Here is a 19,139-nt window from a genome sequence, read left to right as displayed (position 1 = left end):
CATGCTAGCACAGGCTGTGATGCCTGTAGTGTTTGTGCTAGGCGAAACCATAAGCCTAGGGACGAGAAATCGTTACGGCAGTTGAAATGGCTAAGTCTTAGGATATGTCAGAGTAGACTTGAAAGTGCCACAGTGACGGAGTCTCTCTGGAAACAGAGAGAGTGGAACGCGGTAAACCCCTCAAGCTAGCAACCCAAATTTTGGTCGGGGCATGGAGTGCGCGGAAACGAACGTAGTACTCTGACTGCTAGCAGCTAGAGCTGCTAGTGGTAGACAGATGATTATCGAAGGAAGTGGTCCTAGTCACTTCTGGAACAAAACATGGCTTATAGAAAATTGCATATAGGTTGGGGCTGAGATATATTCTCAACCTCATTTTTTAAAGTGAATAAAGAAAGGTCTATAAAAGACTGAAATGAAAACAACATTTAATTTAATTGCGACTGCTGCGGCGGGTTTGGAAGCTGTAGTTGGACGTGAAGTAAGAGATTTGGGTTATGATTGTCAAGTTGAAAATGGGCGAGTTCGTTTTCAAGGTGATGTTAAAGCGATTATCCAAACGAACCTGTGGCTAAGAGCTGCGGATAGAATCAAAATTGTTGTGGGAACTTTTCCTGCAAAAACATTTGAAGAGCTCTTCCAAGGTGTTTTTGCTCTAGATTGGGAGAACTATCTCCCACTTGGAGCCCGTTTCCCAATTGCCAAGGCTAAGTGTGTCAAGTCAAAATTACACAATGAGCCAAGTGTGCAGGCAATTTCTAAGAAGGCAGTTGTTAAGAAACTACAAAAACACTATGCACGACCAGAAGGTGTTCCCCTGATGGAGAATGGCCCTGAGTTCAAGATTGAAGTTTCCATTTTGAAAGATGTAGCGACTCTTATGATTGATACAAGTGGGTCAAGTCTCTTTAAACGTGGTTACCGTACTGAAAAAGGTGGAGCTCCGATCAAAGAAAATATGGCAGCTGCTATTTTGCAACTGTCAAACTGGTATCCAGATAAGCCTTTGATTGATCCAACCTGTGGTTCTGGAACTTTTTGTATTGAGGCGGCTATGATTGCGCGCAAGATGGCGCCTGGTTTACGTCGTTCTTTTGCCTTTGAAGAATGGAACTGGGTTAGTGACCGCTTGATTCAAGAAGTCAGAACTGAGGCTAGTAAGCAGATAGATCGAGAGATTAAACTGGATATTATGGGCTGTGATATCGATGGTCGTATGGTAGAAATTGCCAAGGCTAATGCGCAGGCAGCAGGAGTATCTGGAGATATTCTCTTTAAACAGATGCGCGTACAGGATTTGCGTACGGACAAGATTAATGGAGTCATTATCTCTAACCCACCTTATGGGGAACGTTTGTCAGATGATGCAGGAGTAACTAAACTTTATGCTGAAATGGGTGAGGTTTTTGGACCTCTCAAAACTTGGAGTAAGTTTATCCTGACAAGTGATGAAGCCTTTGAAAGCAAATATGGTAGTCAGGCGGACAAAAAACGAAAACTCTACAACGGTACTTTGAAAGTTGATCTATATCAATATTTTGGTCAACGTGTCAAAAGAAATTTGACAGATTAGAAAGGAGCTGCCATGGATCAGAAGGATAAAAAAGAAGAAATGTTAGAACCGGAGAAAACCTCCCAAGAACCTCAGTTTGATTTTGAGGAAGCTAAGGATCTGACAGTTGGACAAGTTATTCGAAAAAATGAAGAAATTGAAGCGGGAGTAACTCCTGATGATACGATTTTGGACAAATACATCAAACAACACCGTGAAGAAATCGAAGCTGACAAATTTACAAACATTCAGGCAAAGAAAGAGGAACTTCAAAGTCTCGATGATTTGATCCAAGAAGCTAAAGAAACGATTGAAGAAGAGGTGGAACCGGTAGAAGAAGTCTCTGAATCAGAAAAGTTTGCTGAAGAAGAGGGAGTAGCAACTGAAGAAGTTCTCCTTTCGCCACTAGAAGAAACTTTAGTTATGGATAAAAATCTTGTAGAGGAAGTATTTGAACCAGAACAGGTAGAAAATGAGGAAACTTCACAAGAAGAAACCCCAATTCTAGCTCGCTCTCTTCAAGAAGAGGATGAGCCACAACGCAAAAAACTGTGGGTCATCTTGTCAGCTCTTTTAGCGATTGTTGTCTTGATTATTGGAGGTAGCTACTACGTTTATCGTCAAATTACTCGTTCTTCTCAAGAAATTCAGTCTCAGTCATCTGATGCAGGTTTGGTAAGCAATCAAGCAATTCTCGATCAATTTAACAGTCTCTATGACACTTTTTATACTGATGAGAATAAAACTGCCCTAAAAAATAGTCAGTTTAGTCAATTGAGTCAGCTTAAAGAGCTATTAGATAAACTTGAGGGTGCTAAAGAACATACTCTTGCAAAGTCAAAATATGATAGCCTTGAAACACAAATCAAGGCAGTACAAGATGTTAATGCTCAATTTGAAACACCAGCTATTACAGATGGTGTTCTAGATACAAATGCTAAAGTAAAGGCAGATGCTAAATTTACCGAAGTTAAGACTGGGAATACTGAAATTGATAAACTGCTAGATAAGGCTATTAGTCTCGGTAAGAGTCAACTTTCAAGTTCTACAAGCTCTAGCAGTAGTCAATCAAGTTCATCAAGTCAAACAGAGTCAAACTCAGCAACTGAAAGCAATGCTAGCAGCTCTGCTAATGCATCAACTTCAGCGGGTGAAACAGCCTCAGCAAATAATATCCTTAATAGTGGACTAGCAAGCAATGGTGTGAACCTACAAAGAAGTGTCAGTCGAGTACCGTACAATCAAGCTGCTGTTAGTGATAGTAGTAATCCTGCTTGGACTTTTGCAAATGGTGTCCTTGAACGAATTCTTGAGACTTCGCGTGCGCGTGGCTACATTACAGGCAACCAATATATTTTGGAACCTGTGAATATTGTTAATGGTAATGGCTACTATAATCTTTATAAACCAGATGGTACCTATCTCTTTACCCTTAATTGTAAGACAGGTTACTTTGTAGGGAATGGCTCTGGACATGCGGATGATTTAGACTACTAGTCAAATTGTTACAAAATTCTTTCTTTTCACAGATAAACATGATAAAATAAAACATATTAAACAAGAGGAGTGTCACATGACAAAAGCTAACTTTGGTGTTGTTGGTATGGCCGTAATGGGTCGTAACCTTGCCCTTAATATTGAATCCCGTGGTTATACAGTTGCTATTTATAACCGTAGTAAAGAAAAAACTGAAGATGTGATTGCTTGCCACCCTGATAAAAACTTCGTGCCAAGCTATGATATCGAAAGTTTCGTAAATTCAATTGAAAAACCACGTCGTATCATGCTTATGGTTCAAGCAGGACCTGGTACAGATGCGACGATTCAAGCCCTTCTTCCACACTTGGATAAAGGTGATATTTTGATCGACGGAGGAAACACTTTCTATAAAGATACCATCCGTCGTAATGAAGAATTGGCGAACTCAGGTATCAACTTTATCGGTACTGGTGTATCTGGTGGTGAAAAAGGTGCCCTCGAAGGTCCTTCTATCATGCCTGGTGGACAAAAAGAAGCTTACGACTTGGTGGCTGATGTTCTTGAAGAAATCTCAGCTAAAGCACCAGAAGATGGAAAACCATGTGTGACATACATCGGTCCTGATGGAGCTGGTCACTATGTGAAAATGGTCCACAATGGTATCGAGTACGGTGATATGCAATTGATCGCAGAAAGCTATGACTTGATGCAACACTTGCTTGGCCTTTCAGCTCAAGATATGGCTGAAATCTTTACTGAGTGGAACAAGGGTGAATTGGACAGCTACTTGATTGAAATCACTGCTGATATCCTTGGACGCAAAGACGATGAAGGTCAAGATGGACCAATCGTTGATTATATCTTGGATGCTGCAGGAAACAAAGGAACTGGTAAATGGACTAGCCAATCAGCTCTTGATCTTGGTGTGCCATTGTCACTCATCACTGAGTCAGTATTTGCCCGTTACATCTCTACTTACAAAGAAGAACGTGTACATGCTAGCAAGGTTCTTCCAAAACCAGCTGCTTTCAAATTTGAAGGCGACAAGGCTGAGTTGATTGAAAAAATCCGTCAAGCCCTTTACTTCTCAAAAATCATCTCATACGCACAAGGTTTTGCGCAATTGCGTGTAGCTTCTAAAGAAAATAATTGGAACTTGCCATTTGCAGATATCGCTTCTATCTGGCGTGATGGATGTATCATCCGTTCTCGTTTCTTGCAAAAGATTACAGATGCTTACAACCGTGATGCAGATCTTGCTAACCTTCTTTTGGATGAGTACTTCTTGGACGTAACTGCTAAGTACCAACAATCTGTTCGTGATATCGTAGCTCTTGCTGTTCAAGCTGGTGTACCAGTACCAACATTCTCAGCAGCTATCACTTACTTTGACAGCTACCGTTCAGCTGACCTTCCAGCTAACTTGATCCAAGCACAACGTGACTACTTTGGTGCCCACACTTACCAACGTAAAGACAAAGAAGGAACCTTCCACTACTCTTGGTATGACGAAAAATAAGTAGGTCAGCCATGGGGAAACGGATTTTATTACTTGAGAAAGAAAGAAATCTAGCTCATTTTTTAAGTCTGGAACTCCAAAAAGAGCAATACCGAGTTGATCAGGTAGAAGAGGGACAAAAAGCCCTCTCCATGGCTCTTCAGACAGACTATGACTTGATTTTACTGAATGCTCATCTAGGGGATATGACAGCCCAGGATTTTGCAGATAAGTTGAGTCGAACCAAGCCAGCTGCGGTGATCATGGTCTTGGACCATCGAGAAGAATTGCAAGACCAACTTGAAACAATCCAGCGTTTCGCTGTTTCATACATCTATAAACCAATCATTATCGATGATTTGGTCAGTCGTATTTCAGCTATCTTCCGAGGTAGAGATTTCATCGACCAACACTGTAGTCAGATGAAAGTTCCGACAGCTTATCGCAATCTGCGTATGGACGTAGAACATCATACCGTCTATCGTGGCGAAGAGATGATTGCTCTGACACGTCGTGAATATGACCTCTTAGCTACCCTTATGGGAAGCAAGAAGGTTTTGACTCGTGAACAATTGCTGGAAAGTGTTTGGAAGTATGAAAGTGCGACCGAAACCAATATAGTGGACGTTTATATCCGTTATCTACGTAGCAAACTTGACGTAAAAGGTCAAAAGAGCTATATTAAAACCGTGCGTGGTGTTGGTTACACCATGCAAGAATAGAAAAGCAGTTGCAGTTTTGTAACTGCTTTTTTTGAGTCGTTGAAATGTTGACATATGATTTGATTTTTGCTACAATCATTTTGGAGGAAACAAGAATGAAATTTTTGAAAAAAATGATACAAGTTGGGCTTGCAGTATTTTTCGTAAGTCTGTTAGCAACAAGTACAGTATTTGCGGATGATTCGAATTCTGAAGGCTGGAAATTTGTTCAAGAAAATGGTAGAACTTACTACAAGAAGGGGGACCTCAAAGAAACCCACTGGCGAGTGATTGATGGCAAGTACTATTATTTTGACTATAATGGTGAAATGGTTATTGGATGGCAGTATATTCCCATGCCAGATAAAGGTAGTACAATTGGTCCTTACCCAAATGGTATCAGATTAGAATATATGCCAATGTCAAAATGGTATTACTTTAACCAAGATGGCGTACTACAAGAATTTGTTGGCTGGCAACAATTAGAGTTAAAAGATTCCTTAACCGTTGGGAAAAAACATGGTGAAGGCTGGGAAGGTCCAGAAGTTCTTAAATTAGCATACTACTACTTTGATCAAGATCATTCTTTAAAGACAGGTTGGCTTTATGATCAATCTAACTGGTATTACCTAGCAAAAACAGGAAATTCTGGGAATAAGAATCTTGGTGGTGAGAAAAGTTCTGGTTGGATTCAAGATGCTTCCACTTGGTACTATTTAGATCCAACAACTGGCATTATGCAAACTGGTTGGCAGTATCTTGGTAACAAGTGGTACTATCTCCGTTCATCAGGTGCTATGGCGACAGGCTGGTATCTAGATGGTTCAACTTGGTATTACCTAGATGCTCAAAATGGTGACATGAAAACAGGCTGGATTTATGTCGATAATACTTGGTATTACCTCCGTTCGTCAGGAGCTATGGTGACAGGTTGGTTCCAAGCTAATGGTAAATGGTACTATGCTTATAGTTCAGGTGCCCTAGCTGTAAATACCACAGTAGGTGGCTACCAGGTCAACTATAATGGCGAGTGGGTACAGTAATGAAAACAAGCGATTGTGAAAGGAAACAATCGCTTTTTTTGTGAAAATATAATAAAATAGAAAGGAATAAAGTTCTAAAATTTTATCTAGAAACAGATGATTTTCATCTGATAGTAGGATTAAATGACAAAAGAAGTTGGTGTCGGTCAGGCACATAGTAAAATTATTTTAATAGGAGAGCATGCAGTGGTTTATGGCTACCCAGCCATCTCTTTACCTCTTTTAGAGGTAGAGGTGACTTGTCGGGTGGTTCCAGCAGATACACCATGGCGTCTTTTTGAAGAGGATACCTTGTCCATGGCAGTTTATGCTTCTCTCGAGTATTTAAATATCCAGGATGCTTGCATCCGTTGTCAAATTGACTCGGCTATTCCTGAAAAACGTGGGATGGGTTCTTCAGCAGCTATCAGTATTGCGGCCATTCGAGCGGTATTTGATTATTACCAAGCAGAACTTCCACATGATGTGTTAGAAATTTTGGTCAATCGGGCGGAGATGATTGCCCATATGAATCCTAGTGGTTTAGATGCTAAAACTTGCCTAAGTGACCAGCCTATTCGTTTTATCAAGAATGTTGGTTTTGAAGAATTAACAATGGATTTGTCAGCTTATCTGGTCATTGCAGATACTGGAGTTTATGGACATACTCGTGAAGCTATCCAAGTCGTACAGAGCAAGGGCAAGGATGCCTTACCTTTCTTGCATGCACTAGGAGAGTTGACCCAGCAAGCAGAAGAAGCAATAAAAACAAAAGATGCCGTGAAGCTGGGAGAAATTCTAACCAAAGCCCATGGAAATCTAAAGGAAATTGGAGTTGGTAGCCCGGAGGCGGATGCCTTGGTTGAAACTGCTCTTGAACATGGAGCCCTAGGAGCCAAGATGAGTGGTGGTGGTCTAGGAGGCTGTATTATCGCCCTGGTTGCTAATGTAAGCCAAGCGCAAGAACTAGCAGAAAGATTAGAAGAGAAAGGAGCTGTTCAGACATGGATCGAAAGCCTGTAACAGTACGTTCCTATGCCAATATTGCTATTATCAAATATTGGGGTAAGAAAGCAGAAAAAGAGATGGTTCCTGCGACTAGCAGTATCTCTCTAACCTTAGAAAATATGTATACGGAGACGACACTTTCTCCTTTACCAGCAGATGCAAGCTCGGATGCCTTTTATATCAATGACCAGTTGCAAAACGAATTTGAGCATGCCAAGATGAGTAAAATCATTGATCGCTACCGTCCTGAAGGAGCAGGTTTTGTTCGTATCGATACCAAGAACAATATGCCGACAGCAGCAGGTCTTTCTTCTAGTTCCAGTGGTTTGTCTGCTCTAGTCAAAGCTTGCAATGCTTACTTTCAATTAGGACTAGATCGTAAAGAATTAGCTTTGGAAGCTAAGTTCGCATCTGGTTCTTCATCTCGTAGTTTTTATGGACCGATAGCAGCTTGGGATAAGGATAGTGGAGAGATTTATCCAGTTGAAACTGACTTGAAACTAGCTATGATTATGTTGGTCTTGGAAGACCAGAAAAAACCAATCTCTAGTCGGGATGGCATGAAACTCTGTGTGGAAACTTCAACGACTTTTGATGAGTGGATTCGTCAGTCTGAGCAAGACTACAAGGATATGCTGGTCTACCTCAAGGAAAACGACTTTGAGAAGGTTGGAGAATTAACAGAGAAAAATGCTCTCGCTATGCATGCTACGACCAAGACTGCAACTCCATCCTTCTCTTACTTGACAGATGCGAGTTATGAGGCTATGGATTTCGTTCGTCAGCTTAGAGAACAAGGAGAAGCTTGCTACTTCACCATAGATGCGGGGCCTAATGTCAAGGTTCTTTGTTTAGAAAAAGACTTGGAACATCTATCAGAACTCTTAGGTCAACGCTATCGCTTAATCGTATCAAAAACAAAGGACTTGAGCCAAGATGACGATTGTTAAGACTTGTGGGAAGCTCTATTGGGCTGGGGAGTATGCCATTTTAGAACCAGGACAGTTGGCACTAATAAAAGCTATTCCCATCTATATGACGGCTGAGATTGAGTCCTCAGAAGTTTATCGACTCTACTCAGATATGTTTACTTATAGTGTAGATATGTGCCCAGATTCTTCCTATGCCTTGATCCAAGAAACAGTTGCTTCGGTGGAGGACTATCTGACTGCCCAAGGAGTTGACTTGCAGCCTTTTTCCTTGGAGATTCGTGGGAAAATGGAGCGTGAGGGCAAGAAGTTTGGTCTGGGTTCTAGTGGTAGCGTCGTTGTATTGGTTATCAAGGCCATGCTTGCTTTCTATGATAGACCAGCTGAAAGAGACCTCTTGTTTAAACTGGCGAGTGCTGTTCTTCTCAAACGTGGAGACAATGGTTCCATGGGTGACATTGCCTGTATCGTTTCAGAAGACCTGGTGCTCTATCAGTCGTTTGACCGGGAGAAAGTGGCACAATGGCTAGAAAAGGAAGACTTGCCAACTGTACTAACACGTGACTGGGGCTTTTCTATTAGGAATGTTGAAACGGTCTTGGGATTTGATTTTCTGGTAGGTTGGACCAAGGAAGTAGCGGTGTCTAGTCACATGGTTAAGCAAATCAAGAAGAATATGAATGCTAGCTTTTTGCAGGCTTCAAAAGAAACAGTAACTAACTTGGTAAATGCTTTGGAGGCAGGTCAAGAAGAAAAGATAATGGAGCTACTAGAACAAGCCAGCCAACTTTTAGAAGGCTTGAGTTCAGATATTTACACCCCTTCTCTCAGACAATTAAAAAATGCCAGCAGAGACTTAAAAGCCGTCGCTAAAAGTAGTGGTGCTGGTGGTGGAGATTGTGGCATTGCCCTCAGTTTTGACCAAGATTCGACCACATTACTGAAAAAACGCTGGGCTGATCTAGGAATTGAGCTCTTGTATCAAGAAAGGATAGGACATGACGACAAATCGGAAGGATGAACACATCCGCTATGCCCTTGAACAAAAAAGTTCTTATAATAGTTTTGATGAGGTGGAGTTAATCCACTCCTCACTAACCTTATATGACTTAGATGAAATTGATCTTTCGACAGAATTTGCAGGGCGAAAATGGGACTTTCCTTTTTATATTAACGCCATGACAGGTGGGAGTGATCGGGGCAGAGAAATCAATCAAAAATTGGCTCAGGTGGCAGAGGCTTGTGGAATTTTATTTGTGACAGGTTCCTACAGCGCTGCCCTAAAGGATCCATCAGATGATTCTTTTGCCGTGAAGTCAAATCATCCTGATCTACTTCTTGGAACCAATATTGGCTTGGATAAACCTGTAGAACTAGGATTACACACGGTCCAAGAGATGAATCCCCTCCTCTTGCAAGTTCATGTCAATGTCATGCAGGAATTACTCATGCCAGAAGGTGAACGTCAATTTAGATTGTGGCAAAACAATCTGAAGGATTATGCTGAGCAAATCTCTGTGCCCCTTGTTTTAAAAGAGGTCGGCTTTGGTATGGATGTGAAGACCATTGCTAAGGCATATGAGATGGGAATACGAACCGTTGATTTGTCTGGGCGTGGGGGAACCAGCTTTGCCTATATCGAAAATCGTCGTAGCGGTCAACGGGACTATCTCAATGATTGGGGTCAATCGACCATGCAGGCTCTTATCAATGCCCAAGACTGGAAAGACAAGATGGAACTTTTGGTGAGTGGAGGAGTTCGCAATCCACTAGATATCATCAAATGCTTGGTCTTTGGAGCCAAGGCGGTTGGACTATCACGCACCATGTTAGAGTTGGTTGAAAGCTACCCAGTGGATGTCGTTATCGCTATTGTTGAAGGTTGGAAGGAAGACCTACGCTTGATTATGTGTGCCCTTAATTGTAAAAGAATTAAGGATTTGCAAGAGGTCGACTATCTCCTTTACGGAAAATTAAAAGAAGCAAAAGATCAACTATAAGGAAGTCGGGATTTTGGTCCCGGTCTCTTTATCATTCCTTAGACTGATGTGACTTTTTGGTTTTGTGATACAATAAAATAGAGAGGACGGATACATGCGAAAATTTCAAATTTTTCTATTTATTGAAGCTTGTTTATTAACAGGAGCTCTGATTATGATGGTATCAGAGCATTTTTCTCGTTTTCTGCTGATATTGCTCTTGTTTTTACTGCTGATTCGATACTACACTGGAAGACAGGGGAATAACCTCATATTAGTGGCAGTGAGCATCCTATTTTTCTTTATCATCATGCTCAATCCCTTTGTCATTATGGCTATCTTTGTGGCCTTGGTATACAGCCTGTTCTTGCTTTATCCTATGATGAACCAGGAAAGAGAAGACACCAATCTGATTTTTGAAGAAGTTGTGACGGTGAAGAGGGAGAAAAATCGCTGGTTTGGAAATCTCCACCATTTTTCAAGCTACCAGACTTGCCGCTTTGATGATATCAACCTTTTTCGTCTCATGGGGAAGGATACCATTCATCTAGAGCACGTGATTTTGAGCAATCATGATAATGTCATCATCTTGAGAAAGCTAGTCGGCACTACTAGAATTATTGTACCAGTGGATGTAGAAGTCAGTCTTAGTGTCAATTCTCTGTACGGAGACTTAACCTTCTTTGACCAGCCTAAGCGAGCTTTGCGCAATGAACAATTCCATCAAGAAACGAGGGATTATCTCAAGAGTCCTAAGAGTGTTAAGATTCTTTTGACAACCATGGTTGGAGATGTTGAGGTGGTGAGAGGATGAAAAAGCAACCCTATATTTTAATTGGACTCACCTCATTTCTCTTTGTTGCTTTTCTATTTCGAAGCATTTTTAAGGTCTTAGATTTGGAGTGGACTTCTCTCTTCCAAGATTTAGAAAAGACAGAAAAAGTCCTCTTTCTAGCTTTAATGTTTAGTGCTGCTCTGGCATTTTTATTAGTCCTATTCTGGACAATGGTTGATGAAATTTCTAAAAGAAGAATACAAGCAAATCTCAAACATCTGCTAGCTGGCAAAGATATTGAAAGTCTGGGAGATGCAGATTTAGATGCAAGTTTTAGAAACTTGTCAGGAAAGCTTGGTTTGTTGACAGAAGCTATTCAAAAAGCAGACAATCAGGCCTTGGTCAAAGAAGAAGTGATTATTGAAAAGGAGCGCAAGCGAATCGCACGTGACTTGCATGATACGGTCAGCCAAGAAATTTTTGCAGCCCATATGATTTTATCTGGGCTCAGCCAACAAGCTTCTAAATTAGACAGAGAGAAGATGCAAACACAACTCCAAAGTGTGACTGCCATTTTAGAGACAGCTCAAAGAGACTTGCGCATTCTTCTTTTGCATCTACGACCAATTGAACTAGAACAAAAGAGCTTGGTGGAGGGCATTCAGTTGCTTCTCAAAGAATTGGAAGAGAAAAGTGAGCTGAAGGTAAGCTTTAAATATCAGGTAACTGCATTACCTAAAAAGATTGAGGAGCATGTCTTCCGAATTGTACAAGAATTGATTAGTAATACACTTCGTCATGCACAAGCTTCATGTCTAGATGTTTACCTTTATCAAACGGAAACGGAATTTCAGTTGAAGGTTGCAGACAATGGTCGTGGTTTTCAGCTGGATGATGTTGATGAACTGAGCTATGGTCTGCGAAATATCAAAGAACGAGTGGAAGATATGGCTGGGACTATACAATTACTAACAGCTCCCAAGCAAGGTTTGGCAGTGGATATCCGCATTCCCTTGCTTGATTTGGATAGATAAGAGGAAGTAAGATGAAACTATTATTGGTAGATGACCACCAAATGGTGCGTCTGGGTTTAAAAAGTTATTTTGAATTACAAGATGATGTAGAGGTTGTAGGAGAAGCAACCAATGGTGCGGAAGGAATTTCCATGGCCTTGGAGCTTCGTCCAGATGTGATTGTCATGGATATTGTCATGCCTGAAGTCAATGGAATTGACGCGACACTAGCTATTCTCAAAGAATGGCCAGAGGCTAAAATCTTGATTGTGACATCTTACTTAGATAATGAAAAAATCATGCCGGTCTTGAATGCTGGGGCTAGAGGATATATGCTTAAGACTTCGAGCGCAGATGAATTGCTACACGCTGTTCGTAAGGTGGCGGCTGGAGAGCTAGCTATTGAACAAGAGGTGAGCAAGAAGGTAGAATACAACCGTAATCATATTGAACTTCATGAGGACTTGACTGCGCGTGAACGGGATGTCCTTCAACTAATTGCTAAGGGTTATGAAAATCAGCGGATCGCAGATGAATTGTTTATCTCCCTCAAAACTGTAAAAACTCATGTTTCAAACATCCTTGCTAAACTTCAGGTTAGCGACCGCACTCAGGCAGCAGTCTATGCCTTTCAGCATCACTTGGTAGGCCATGAGGACTTCTAGAGGAGTTTTTTGGAGTGAAATCAAAACTCTCTGTTTCAGAGGTAATTTTTTCTTTGAAATAAATTTTTAATGTTTTTTCTTGATAAATTGGATACGTTAAGCAAAAAACAGTAATCTAGGATTAACAAGTATCTCAAGCAGTTCTGAAAACTCGGTTCTGACTTGAAAAAAGTTACTAGTATATGATATAATAGACTGTGAGAAATGACAGAATGTCTGTATCATTTGAAAACAAAGAAACAAACCGTGGTGTCTTGACTTTCACTATCTCTCAAGACCAAATCAAACCAGAATTGGATCGTGTATTTAACTCAGTAAAGAAATCTCTTAACGTTCCTGGTTTCCGTAAGGGTCATCTTCCACGTCCTATCTTCGACCAAAAATTTGGTGAGGAGTCACTTTACCAAGACGTTATGAACGCTCTTTTGCCAAACGCTTATGAAGCGGCTGTAAAAGAAGCTGGTCTTGAAGTCGTTGCACAACCAAAAATTGACGTAACTTCTATGGAAAAAGGTCAAGACTGGGTTATCACTGCTGAAGTTGTTACAAAACCTGATGTTAAATTGGGTGACTACAAAAACCTTGAAGTATCAGTTGATGTAGAAAAAGAAGTAACTGATGCTGATGTTGAAGAGCGTATCGAACGTGAACGCAACAACTTGGCTGAATTGGTGATCAAAGAAGGTGCTGCTGAAAACGGCGACACTGTTGTTATCGACTTTGTTGGTTCTATTGACGGTGTTGAATTTGACGGCGGAAAAGGTGAAAACTTCTCACTTGGACTTGGTTCAGGTCAATTCATCCCTGGATTTGAAGACCAATTGGTAGGTCACTCAGCTGGTGAAACTGTTGATGTTATCGTAACATTCCCAGAAGACTATCAAGCAGAAGACCTTGCTGGTAAAGAAGCTAAATTCGTAACAACTATCCACGAAGTAAAAGCTAAAGAAGTTCCAGCTCTTGACGATGAACTTGCAAAAGACATCGATGAAGAAGTTGAAACACTTGCTGAATTGAAAGAAAAATACCGCAAGGAATTGGCTGCTGCTAAAGAAGAAGCATACAAGGATGCAGTTGAAGGTGCAGCAATCGATAAAGCTGTAGAAAACGCTGAAATCGTAGAACTTCCAGAAGAAATGATCCACGAAGAAGTTCACCGTTCAGTAAATGAATTCCTTGGAAACTTGCAACGTCAAGGTATTAACCCTGACATGTACTTCCAAATCACTGGAACTACTCAAGAAGACCTTCACAAACAATACGAAGCAGAAGCTGAGTCACGTACTAAGACTAACCTTGTTATCGAAGCAGTTGCGAAAGCTGAAGGATTTGACGCTTCAGAAGAAGAAATCCAAAAAGAAATCGAGCAGTTGGCTGCAGACTACAACATGGAAGTTGCACAAGTACAAAGCTTGCTTTCAGCTGAAATGTTGAAACACGATATCGCAGTGAAAAAAGCTGTTGAATTGATCACAAGCACTGCAACAGTAAAATAATCTTTACAAGATAAAAGCCCACCGGATTCGGTGGGTTTTCTTGTACTTTATTTTCCGAAAAATTCCTGCAGGTCTTCTTGGCTAATCCCAATCATGGCTGGAATATTAGACCAGTTGTCTTCGGTTAGAATATAGGATTGTTCAGTGTCTGTTGAGATGGCAGTATCGGTAGCAAGTTGGTTTGTTTCCTCGGGGTTCTGCATTAGGTCAGCGAAACGTTCAATCAGATAGGTCTTACGAGCTGTTCCGATATGTTGAGTTGCATAGTCAAAGGCCTGTATTTCGCCTAGTAGGATCAGCTTGCTTTTGGCCCGAGTGATAGCAGTGTAGATGAGATTACGCTCTAACATGCGCTTACTTGCACTGGTGATAGGTAGAATAACGACGGGAAACTCGCTACCCTGAGACTTATGGATACTCATGGCATAGGCTAAGCGAATCTTGTACCATTCATTTCGAGGATAGGAAACCTCGTTGCCATCAAAATCGATGACAATCTCATCCTGCTTGGACTCGGTGTATTTTCCTGGAATCAAGTCTGTGATATAGCCTAAGTCTCCGTTAAAGACATTGACCTCTGCATCGTTAACTAGGTGGATAACCTTATCTCCTGTTCGATAGTGATACTGAGGGGCTTCAAAGCTAAGCTGGTCTTTTTGTGGAGGATTGAGTAGGTCTTGCATGAGCTGGTTGATGGCATCAATACCAGCAGTTCCACGGTACATAGGGGCAAGAACTTGAATATCACGAGCAGGGATGCCATTTCTGATAGCAGCACCTAGGATTTTTTCAATGCTAGCAGGGATATGGTTACTAGCGATTTCAAAGTAGGAGCGATCTGCTTTTTTCTGGGTAAAATCTGCAGGCAATATTCCCTGACGAATCTGACTTGCAAGAGTGACGATGGTCGATTCTTCGCTCTGACGGTAGATTCTTTCCAAACGTGTTTGAGGGATGGTTGGTATCTGGAGTAAGTCGGCTAGGACTTGACCAGGACTGACAGAAGGCAGCTGGTCACTATCACCAACGATGAGGATTTTACTGTTAGAGGAGATATTGGAGAAGAGCTGGTTGGCTAGCCAGGTATCCACCATAGAAAACTCGTCAACAATGATAAAGTCAGCATCCAGATAATCTTCCAGATGGCTGGTATCGTCGTCTCCAGTCATACCCAAGTGGCGGTGAATAGTTGCACTTGGTAGTCCTGTCAGCTCATTCATACGACGGGCTGCGCGACCGGTGGGGGCGGCTAGGAGAATGGGCAGATTGCTCTTTTTCTTGAGATCCAGTCCTTCTAAGAGAGCATAGACAGCGATAATGCCGTTGATAACAGTAGTCTTACCTGTACCAGGTCCACCTGTAAGGATAAAGACCTTGTTCTGGATAGCATCGCAGATGGCCTGTTTTTGAATACTATCATACTCAATCCCCAGTTCTTCCTCAATAGTTGCGATATGCTCTTGAATGGTCTCTAGATCCTGTTTTTTACTCTGCCCTTTTTCGAGGATTCTGATGAGATGGCTACGAATCCCTTCTTCTGCAAAAAAGAGGCTATTATCAAAGATTTTGGTATCAATCTGCTGGACCTTATCTTCTTCAATCAGATAAGCAAGCTCTTGGGCAACTTGACTCGGCTCTAGTTCGACTGGACGGGAGGATTCAAGAAGGTTGAGGGTTTGCTCCAACAAGTCTCTAGCTTCCATATAGGTATCTCCCGTTTCCATGCAACCTTGAAAGAGACTATGGACGAGACCAGCACGGAAGCGCTCGGGAGCCTGGCTTTCAATTCCCAATTCTTGGGCCAATTGGTCAGCGATGGTAAATCCCAAGCCCTTGATATCCTCGACCAGTTGATAGGGATAATTCTCGACAATCTCTAGCGTTTCTTCCTTGTAAAAGTCTTGAATCTGAAAGGCTAGTTTATTTGGGATGCCGTAATTAGCCAGTTTGGCTAAGACCATCTCTGTTCCGTAATTAAGACGAAGGGTTGAGACGAAGGCTTCACGGTTTTTAGCAGAGAGTCCAGAGATAGACTGGAGTTTGTCTGGATTTTCTAAGATTTTGTCAATAGTGTTATCTCCGTAAATATCCACAATTTTCTGGGCTGTTTTGAGTCCAATTCCCTTAAAATGGCTACTGGAGAAATACTTGACCAAACCCTTACTAGTCGGCTTGGCTCTCTCATAGTGAGTCATTTGTAGCTGTTCCCCATACTTGGAGTGTTGGACGATTTGTCCCCAAAAAGTGTATTCTTCTCCTTCAATGATATCAGCCATAGTACCTGTGACAATGATTTCATAATCATCAAAGTCTTCAGCATTGGTATCCTCAATATCTAGGAGTAAAATACGGAAAAAATTGCTGACATTTTCAAAAATAATGCGTTCAATGGTGCCTGAAAAATAAACTTCCATAAACTTCCTTACAATAGTGTCTGAGAAAATTTATCCCAGATTTAGTCAAAATAGAATGAGAAGAGGCTGAGATAGAAAATTCTCGGCCTCTTCCTAGTTTTTAAAATGTTCCGATACGCTTGAGTGGCCAGAAGCGGAATTTGGCTTCTCCGGTGATATCTTTTGCCTTAAAGGTACCAACATGTCGACTGTCGCTAGATACCAGACGGTCATCACCCAGTAGGAGGTATTCACCCTCTGGTACAGTGAAGGTAAAGCTAGTGTTGTAATTAACATCTAGGGTAAAGGCCTGAGCCTTTTGAGCTAAAGTTCTAAAGTATTCTCCCTTTTTGCCGTCCCAACCAGTTCCAGTATAAGTGCTTTGGAGTTTATCTTCCTTGAAACGCTTAAGGTATTCTGCTAAATAGGGCTCATCAGTTTCTTGACCATTGATATAGAGCTTGTCGCTTTCGTAACGGATAGTATCTCCTGGCATACCAATGACCCGTTTAACGATATCCTTGTTCCCATCGTCTTCATGAGCAACCACAATATCAAAACGATTGATTGGGAGATGTTTAACCACAAAGAGGATTTCTCCATCTGCCAGGGTAGGATCCATAGAATGTCCTTCTACGCGGACATTGCTCCAGAGAAAGAGACGGCTAAGACCTACTAGTGTAATAAGTAGGAAGATAACTCCCCACTCTTTTAAAAATGATTTTAAATATTTCATAATTTACCTTTCTAGCATTTTTTTTGCTTTTTCAGTATTTTTAAAGTGTAGTTTGGCGCAGAAGTTGAGTCCCTGCATACCATAGGCACGAAGGATTTGGCTAGCTACCTTATCAGAAGCCGTTCCAGCCCCACTTGGAAGTTGATAACCAAGTTCTCTACCCAGATTTTCGAGATTTTCTAGAAAGAGATCACGTGCAATGATTGAGCTAACAGCGACAGCCAAGTATTTGCCTTCAGCTTTTTCCTCCAGACTGATTGGATTAGAAAAGTGATTGGCTTCATTTTTTAAGTACTTCTCATAGTTTTGAGCACTAGTAAAAGCATCGATCACAATCTTTTCTGGCTGGACTCCCTTTTGTAGAAGGAGAAAGATTGCTTGATTGTGCAGGGCTACCTTGACAGAAACGGCATTGTAGCGCTCACCGATGACTTCATTATACTTGCTTGGAGAAAGAAGTAGAGCTTGGTGCTGAATTTTTTCCTTAAGCAGAGGAGCAAGCTGACGAATCTTTTTGTCTGTCAGAGTCTTAGAATCCCCTACACCTAATTTTCGCAGAAAGTCATGCTGGTCAGGAGTCACAAAGGATGCTACTACAGCCAGACCACCAAAGTAGGAACCATTTCCTACTTCGTCAGTTCCAATCATCGGAAAGTTTTGTCCACTAGCTACTGGGCTGACCTGATAACCAAAAAAGCTGGCGTAACGTTCAGCAGCTTCTCCTTGCAAGAGCACTTTTCCTGATGTGTAGATGGAAACACTTGCCTGCGGAAGCTTGAAAAAGTAGCGAATATATGGGTTTTTACTTGGAGCGAGTTTTTTTTCATGCTTTTGAACAAAGGCTTGGATTTCCTTTTCGCTCGGAGTTAATGTAATACTTGCCATAATTCTTATTGTACCATAAAAGCCGTAGAATTGGTAAAAACTGACAAACTAAGTGAAATTTGGTATAATATCGTGAGGTGAATTTTATGGCAAATTTAAATCGATACAAGTTTACATTCGGAAAAAAAACATTGACCCTAACAACTGAGCATGACAACCTCTTTATGGAGGAAATTGCCAAGGTCGCAACAGAAAAATATGAAGCAATTAAAGAGCAGATGCCTGGAGCGGATGATGAGACAATCGCTATTTTATTAGCAGTCAATAGCTTGTCAACTCAACTCAGTCGTGAGATTGAATTTGATGATAAGGAACAAGAATTAGACGCCCTCCGTCATCAAGTTGTAGCGGCTAAACAAGAACAGAGCAAGATTGAGGATTCCCTATGATTTCCGTCCTTCTCTTATTGGTTCTTGCATGGAGCTTTTATATCGGTTATCGTAGAGGTTTGGTTCTACAGATTTACTATTTTGTAGCAACTGTGATTTCAGCTCTTCTTGCAGGAAATTTTTATCAATCTTTAGGGAAACAATTTGATTTGTTGATTCCATATGCAAGTCCACAGGAAGGGCAGGGAACCTTCTTTTTCCCATCCGATCAACTTTTCCAACTGGATAAGGTCTTTTATGCAGGGATTGGTTACCTCTTAGCCTTTACTATATTTTATTGCATTGGTCGTTTGCTGGGTCTCTTTCTTAATCTTCTACCGACTAAAAAGCTAGAGGGCCAATATTTCCGTATAGGTGCAGGTGTCCTATCTATTGGAGTGACCTTATTCGTTCTCCAGATGATATTGACCATTCTTGCGACTGTTCCTTTACAAATTGTTCAAAATTCACTTGAAAACAGTTTTGTAGCTAAACATATTATCCAGAGTGTTCCCATCACTAGTCATGTGATTAAACAACTTTGGGTAACCAAAATAATCGGATAAAAGGGCGGGAACTATTCCTAGCCTTTTGTTTACAATTTTATACTCTTCGAAAATCTCTTCAAACCACGTCAGCT

General features: G+C 41.2%; 18 protein-coding genes and 1 other RNA gene. 16 read left to right on the top strand and 3 right to left on the bottom strand.

The window, feature by feature from the left end:
• The 14 genes from rnpB to tig form a co-directional block, all read left to right on the top strand.
• Window positions 1-334, top strand: an RNA gene (gene rnpB / locus E7C97_RS05725) — RNase P RNA component class B; the annotation flags it as partial.
• Window positions 335-415: 81 nt separating this feature from the next.
• Window positions 416-1,573, top strand: coding sequence for a class I SAM-dependent RNA methyltransferase (locus tag E7C97_RS05720; protein WP_316108428.1), 1,158 nt, complete (start codon window positions 416-418; stop codon window positions 1,571-1,573).
• 12 nt (window positions 1,574-1,585) lie between these two features.
• Window positions 1,586-3,049 carry a cell division site-positioning protein MapZ family protein gene (locus tag E7C97_RS05715; RefSeq protein WP_316108427.1) on the top strand — a complete coding sequence of 488 codons (1,464 nt, stop codon included), beginning with the start codon at window positions 1,586-1,588 and terminating at the stop codon, window positions 3,047-3,049.
• A gap of 76 nt (window positions 3,050-3,125) precedes the next feature.
• Entirely contained in the window at window positions 3,126-4,550 is a 1,425-nt protein-coding gene (gene gndA, locus E7C97_RS05710; protein ID WP_156671851.1) for an NADP-dependent phosphogluconate dehydrogenase, read from the top strand.
• An 11-nt stretch (window positions 4,551-4,561) separates the two neighbouring features.
• Window positions 4,562-5,251, top strand: a complete 690-nt coding sequence (locus E7C97_RS05705; protein WP_049510160.1) for a response regulator transcription factor — start codon at window positions 4,562-4,564, stop codon at window positions 5,249-5,251.
• Between the two features lie 95 nt (window positions 5,252-5,346).
• Window positions 5,347-6,273, top strand: a complete 927-nt coding sequence (locus E7C97_RS05700; protein WP_049549533.1) for an N-acetylmuramoyl-L-alanine amidase family protein — start codon at window positions 5,347-5,349, stop codon at window positions 6,271-6,273.
• Between the two features lie 123 nt (window positions 6,274-6,396).
• Window positions 6,397-7,275 (top strand): mevalonate kinase, encoded by an 879-nt coding sequence (gene mvk / locus E7C97_RS05695; protein ID WP_070460070.1) that lies wholly within the window; start codon window positions 6,397-6,399, stop codon window positions 7,273-7,275.
• Window positions 7,257-8,210: a diphosphomevalonate decarboxylase gene (gene mvaD, locus E7C97_RS05690; RefSeq protein ID WP_316108426.1), complete on the top strand. Its 954-nt coding sequence runs from the start codon at window positions 7,257-7,259 to the stop codon at window positions 8,208-8,210. Before mvk ends, mvaD begins: the two co-directional genes overlap by 19 nt.
• Window positions 8,197-9,210 (top strand): phosphomevalonate kinase, encoded by a 1,014-nt coding sequence (locus E7C97_RS05685; protein WP_316108425.1) that lies wholly within the window; start codon window positions 8,197-8,199, stop codon window positions 9,208-9,210. The genes mvaD and E7C97_RS05685 overlap by 14 nt, the downstream gene beginning before the upstream one ends.
• Window positions 9,188-10,189, top strand: coding sequence for a type 2 isopentenyl-diphosphate Delta-isomerase (fni, locus tag E7C97_RS05680; RefSeq protein WP_316108424.1), 1,002 nt, complete (start codon window positions 9,188-9,190; stop codon window positions 10,187-10,189). The genes E7C97_RS05685 and fni overlap by 23 nt, the downstream gene beginning before the upstream one ends.
• Before the next feature lie 94 nt (window positions 10,190-10,283).
• Entirely contained in the window at window positions 10,284-10,982 is a 699-nt protein-coding gene (liaF, locus tag E7C97_RS05675) for a cell wall-active antibiotics response protein LiaF (protein WP_316108423.1), read from the top strand.
• Entirely contained in the window at window positions 10,979-11,977 is a 999-nt protein-coding gene (locus E7C97_RS05670) for a sensor histidine kinase (protein ID WP_316108422.1), read from the top strand. The genes liaF and E7C97_RS05670 overlap by 4 nt, the downstream gene beginning before the upstream one ends.
• Before the next feature lie 11 nt (window positions 11,978-11,988).
• Window positions 11,989-12,621, top strand: a complete 633-nt coding sequence (locus tag E7C97_RS05665; protein WP_075230536.1) for a response regulator transcription factor — start codon at window positions 11,989-11,991, stop codon at window positions 12,619-12,621.
• Window positions 12,622-12,833: 212 nt separating this feature from the next.
• The gene (tig, locus tag E7C97_RS05660; RefSeq protein ID WP_316108421.1) at window positions 12,834-14,117 is read left to right on the top strand and encodes a trigger factor; all 1,284 of its coding nucleotides are present in this window, start codon (window positions 12,834-12,836) and stop codon (window positions 14,115-14,117) included.
• Window positions 14,118-14,164: 47 nt separating this feature from the next.
• Here the strand turns inward: tig and E7C97_RS05655 are convergent, their stop codons facing one another.
• The 3 genes from E7C97_RS05655 to rnhC form a co-directional block, all read right to left on the bottom strand.
• Window positions 14,165-16,531: an ATP-dependent RecD-like DNA helicase gene (locus tag E7C97_RS05655; protein ID WP_316108420.1), complete on the bottom strand. Its 2,367-nt coding sequence runs from the start codon at window positions 16,529-16,531 to the stop codon at window positions 14,165-14,167.
• 100 nt (window positions 16,532-16,631) lie between these two features.
• Complete coding sequence (gene lepB, locus E7C97_RS05650) at window positions 16,632-17,246, bottom strand: signal peptidase I (RefSeq protein WP_000876252.1); 615 nt, start codon at window positions 17,244-17,246, stop codon at window positions 16,632-16,634.
• Between the two features lie 3 nt (window positions 17,247-17,249).
• The gene (rnhC, locus tag E7C97_RS05645; protein WP_316108419.1) at window positions 17,250-18,131 is read right to left on the bottom strand and encodes a ribonuclease HIII; all 882 of its coding nucleotides are present in this window, start codon (window positions 18,129-18,131) and stop codon (window positions 17,250-17,252) included.
• 86 nt (window positions 18,132-18,217) lie between these two features.
• On the opposite strand from rnhC, the gene zapA reads away from it, so the two are divergent.
• Window positions 18,218-18,520 (top strand): cell division protein ZapA, encoded by a 303-nt coding sequence (zapA, locus tag E7C97_RS05640; protein WP_045763593.1) that lies wholly within the window; start codon window positions 18,218-18,220, stop codon window positions 18,518-18,520.
• A complete protein-coding gene (locus tag E7C97_RS05635) occupies window positions 18,517-19,065 on the top strand; it encodes a CvpA family protein (RefSeq protein ID WP_316108418.1) in 549 nt (182 codons plus the stop codon). Before zapA ends, E7C97_RS05635 begins: the two co-directional genes overlap by 4 nt.
• Window positions 19,066-19,139: the final 74 nt, after the last annotated feature.

Source organism: Streptococcus sp. (assembly GCF_032481935.1).
Taxonomy (GTDB): domain Bacteria; phylum Bacillota; class Bacilli; order Lactobacillales; family Streptococcaceae; genus Streptococcus.
Note: the sequence above shows the minus strand (reverse complement) of the source record. Positions and strands in the feature narration are given on the sequence as shown.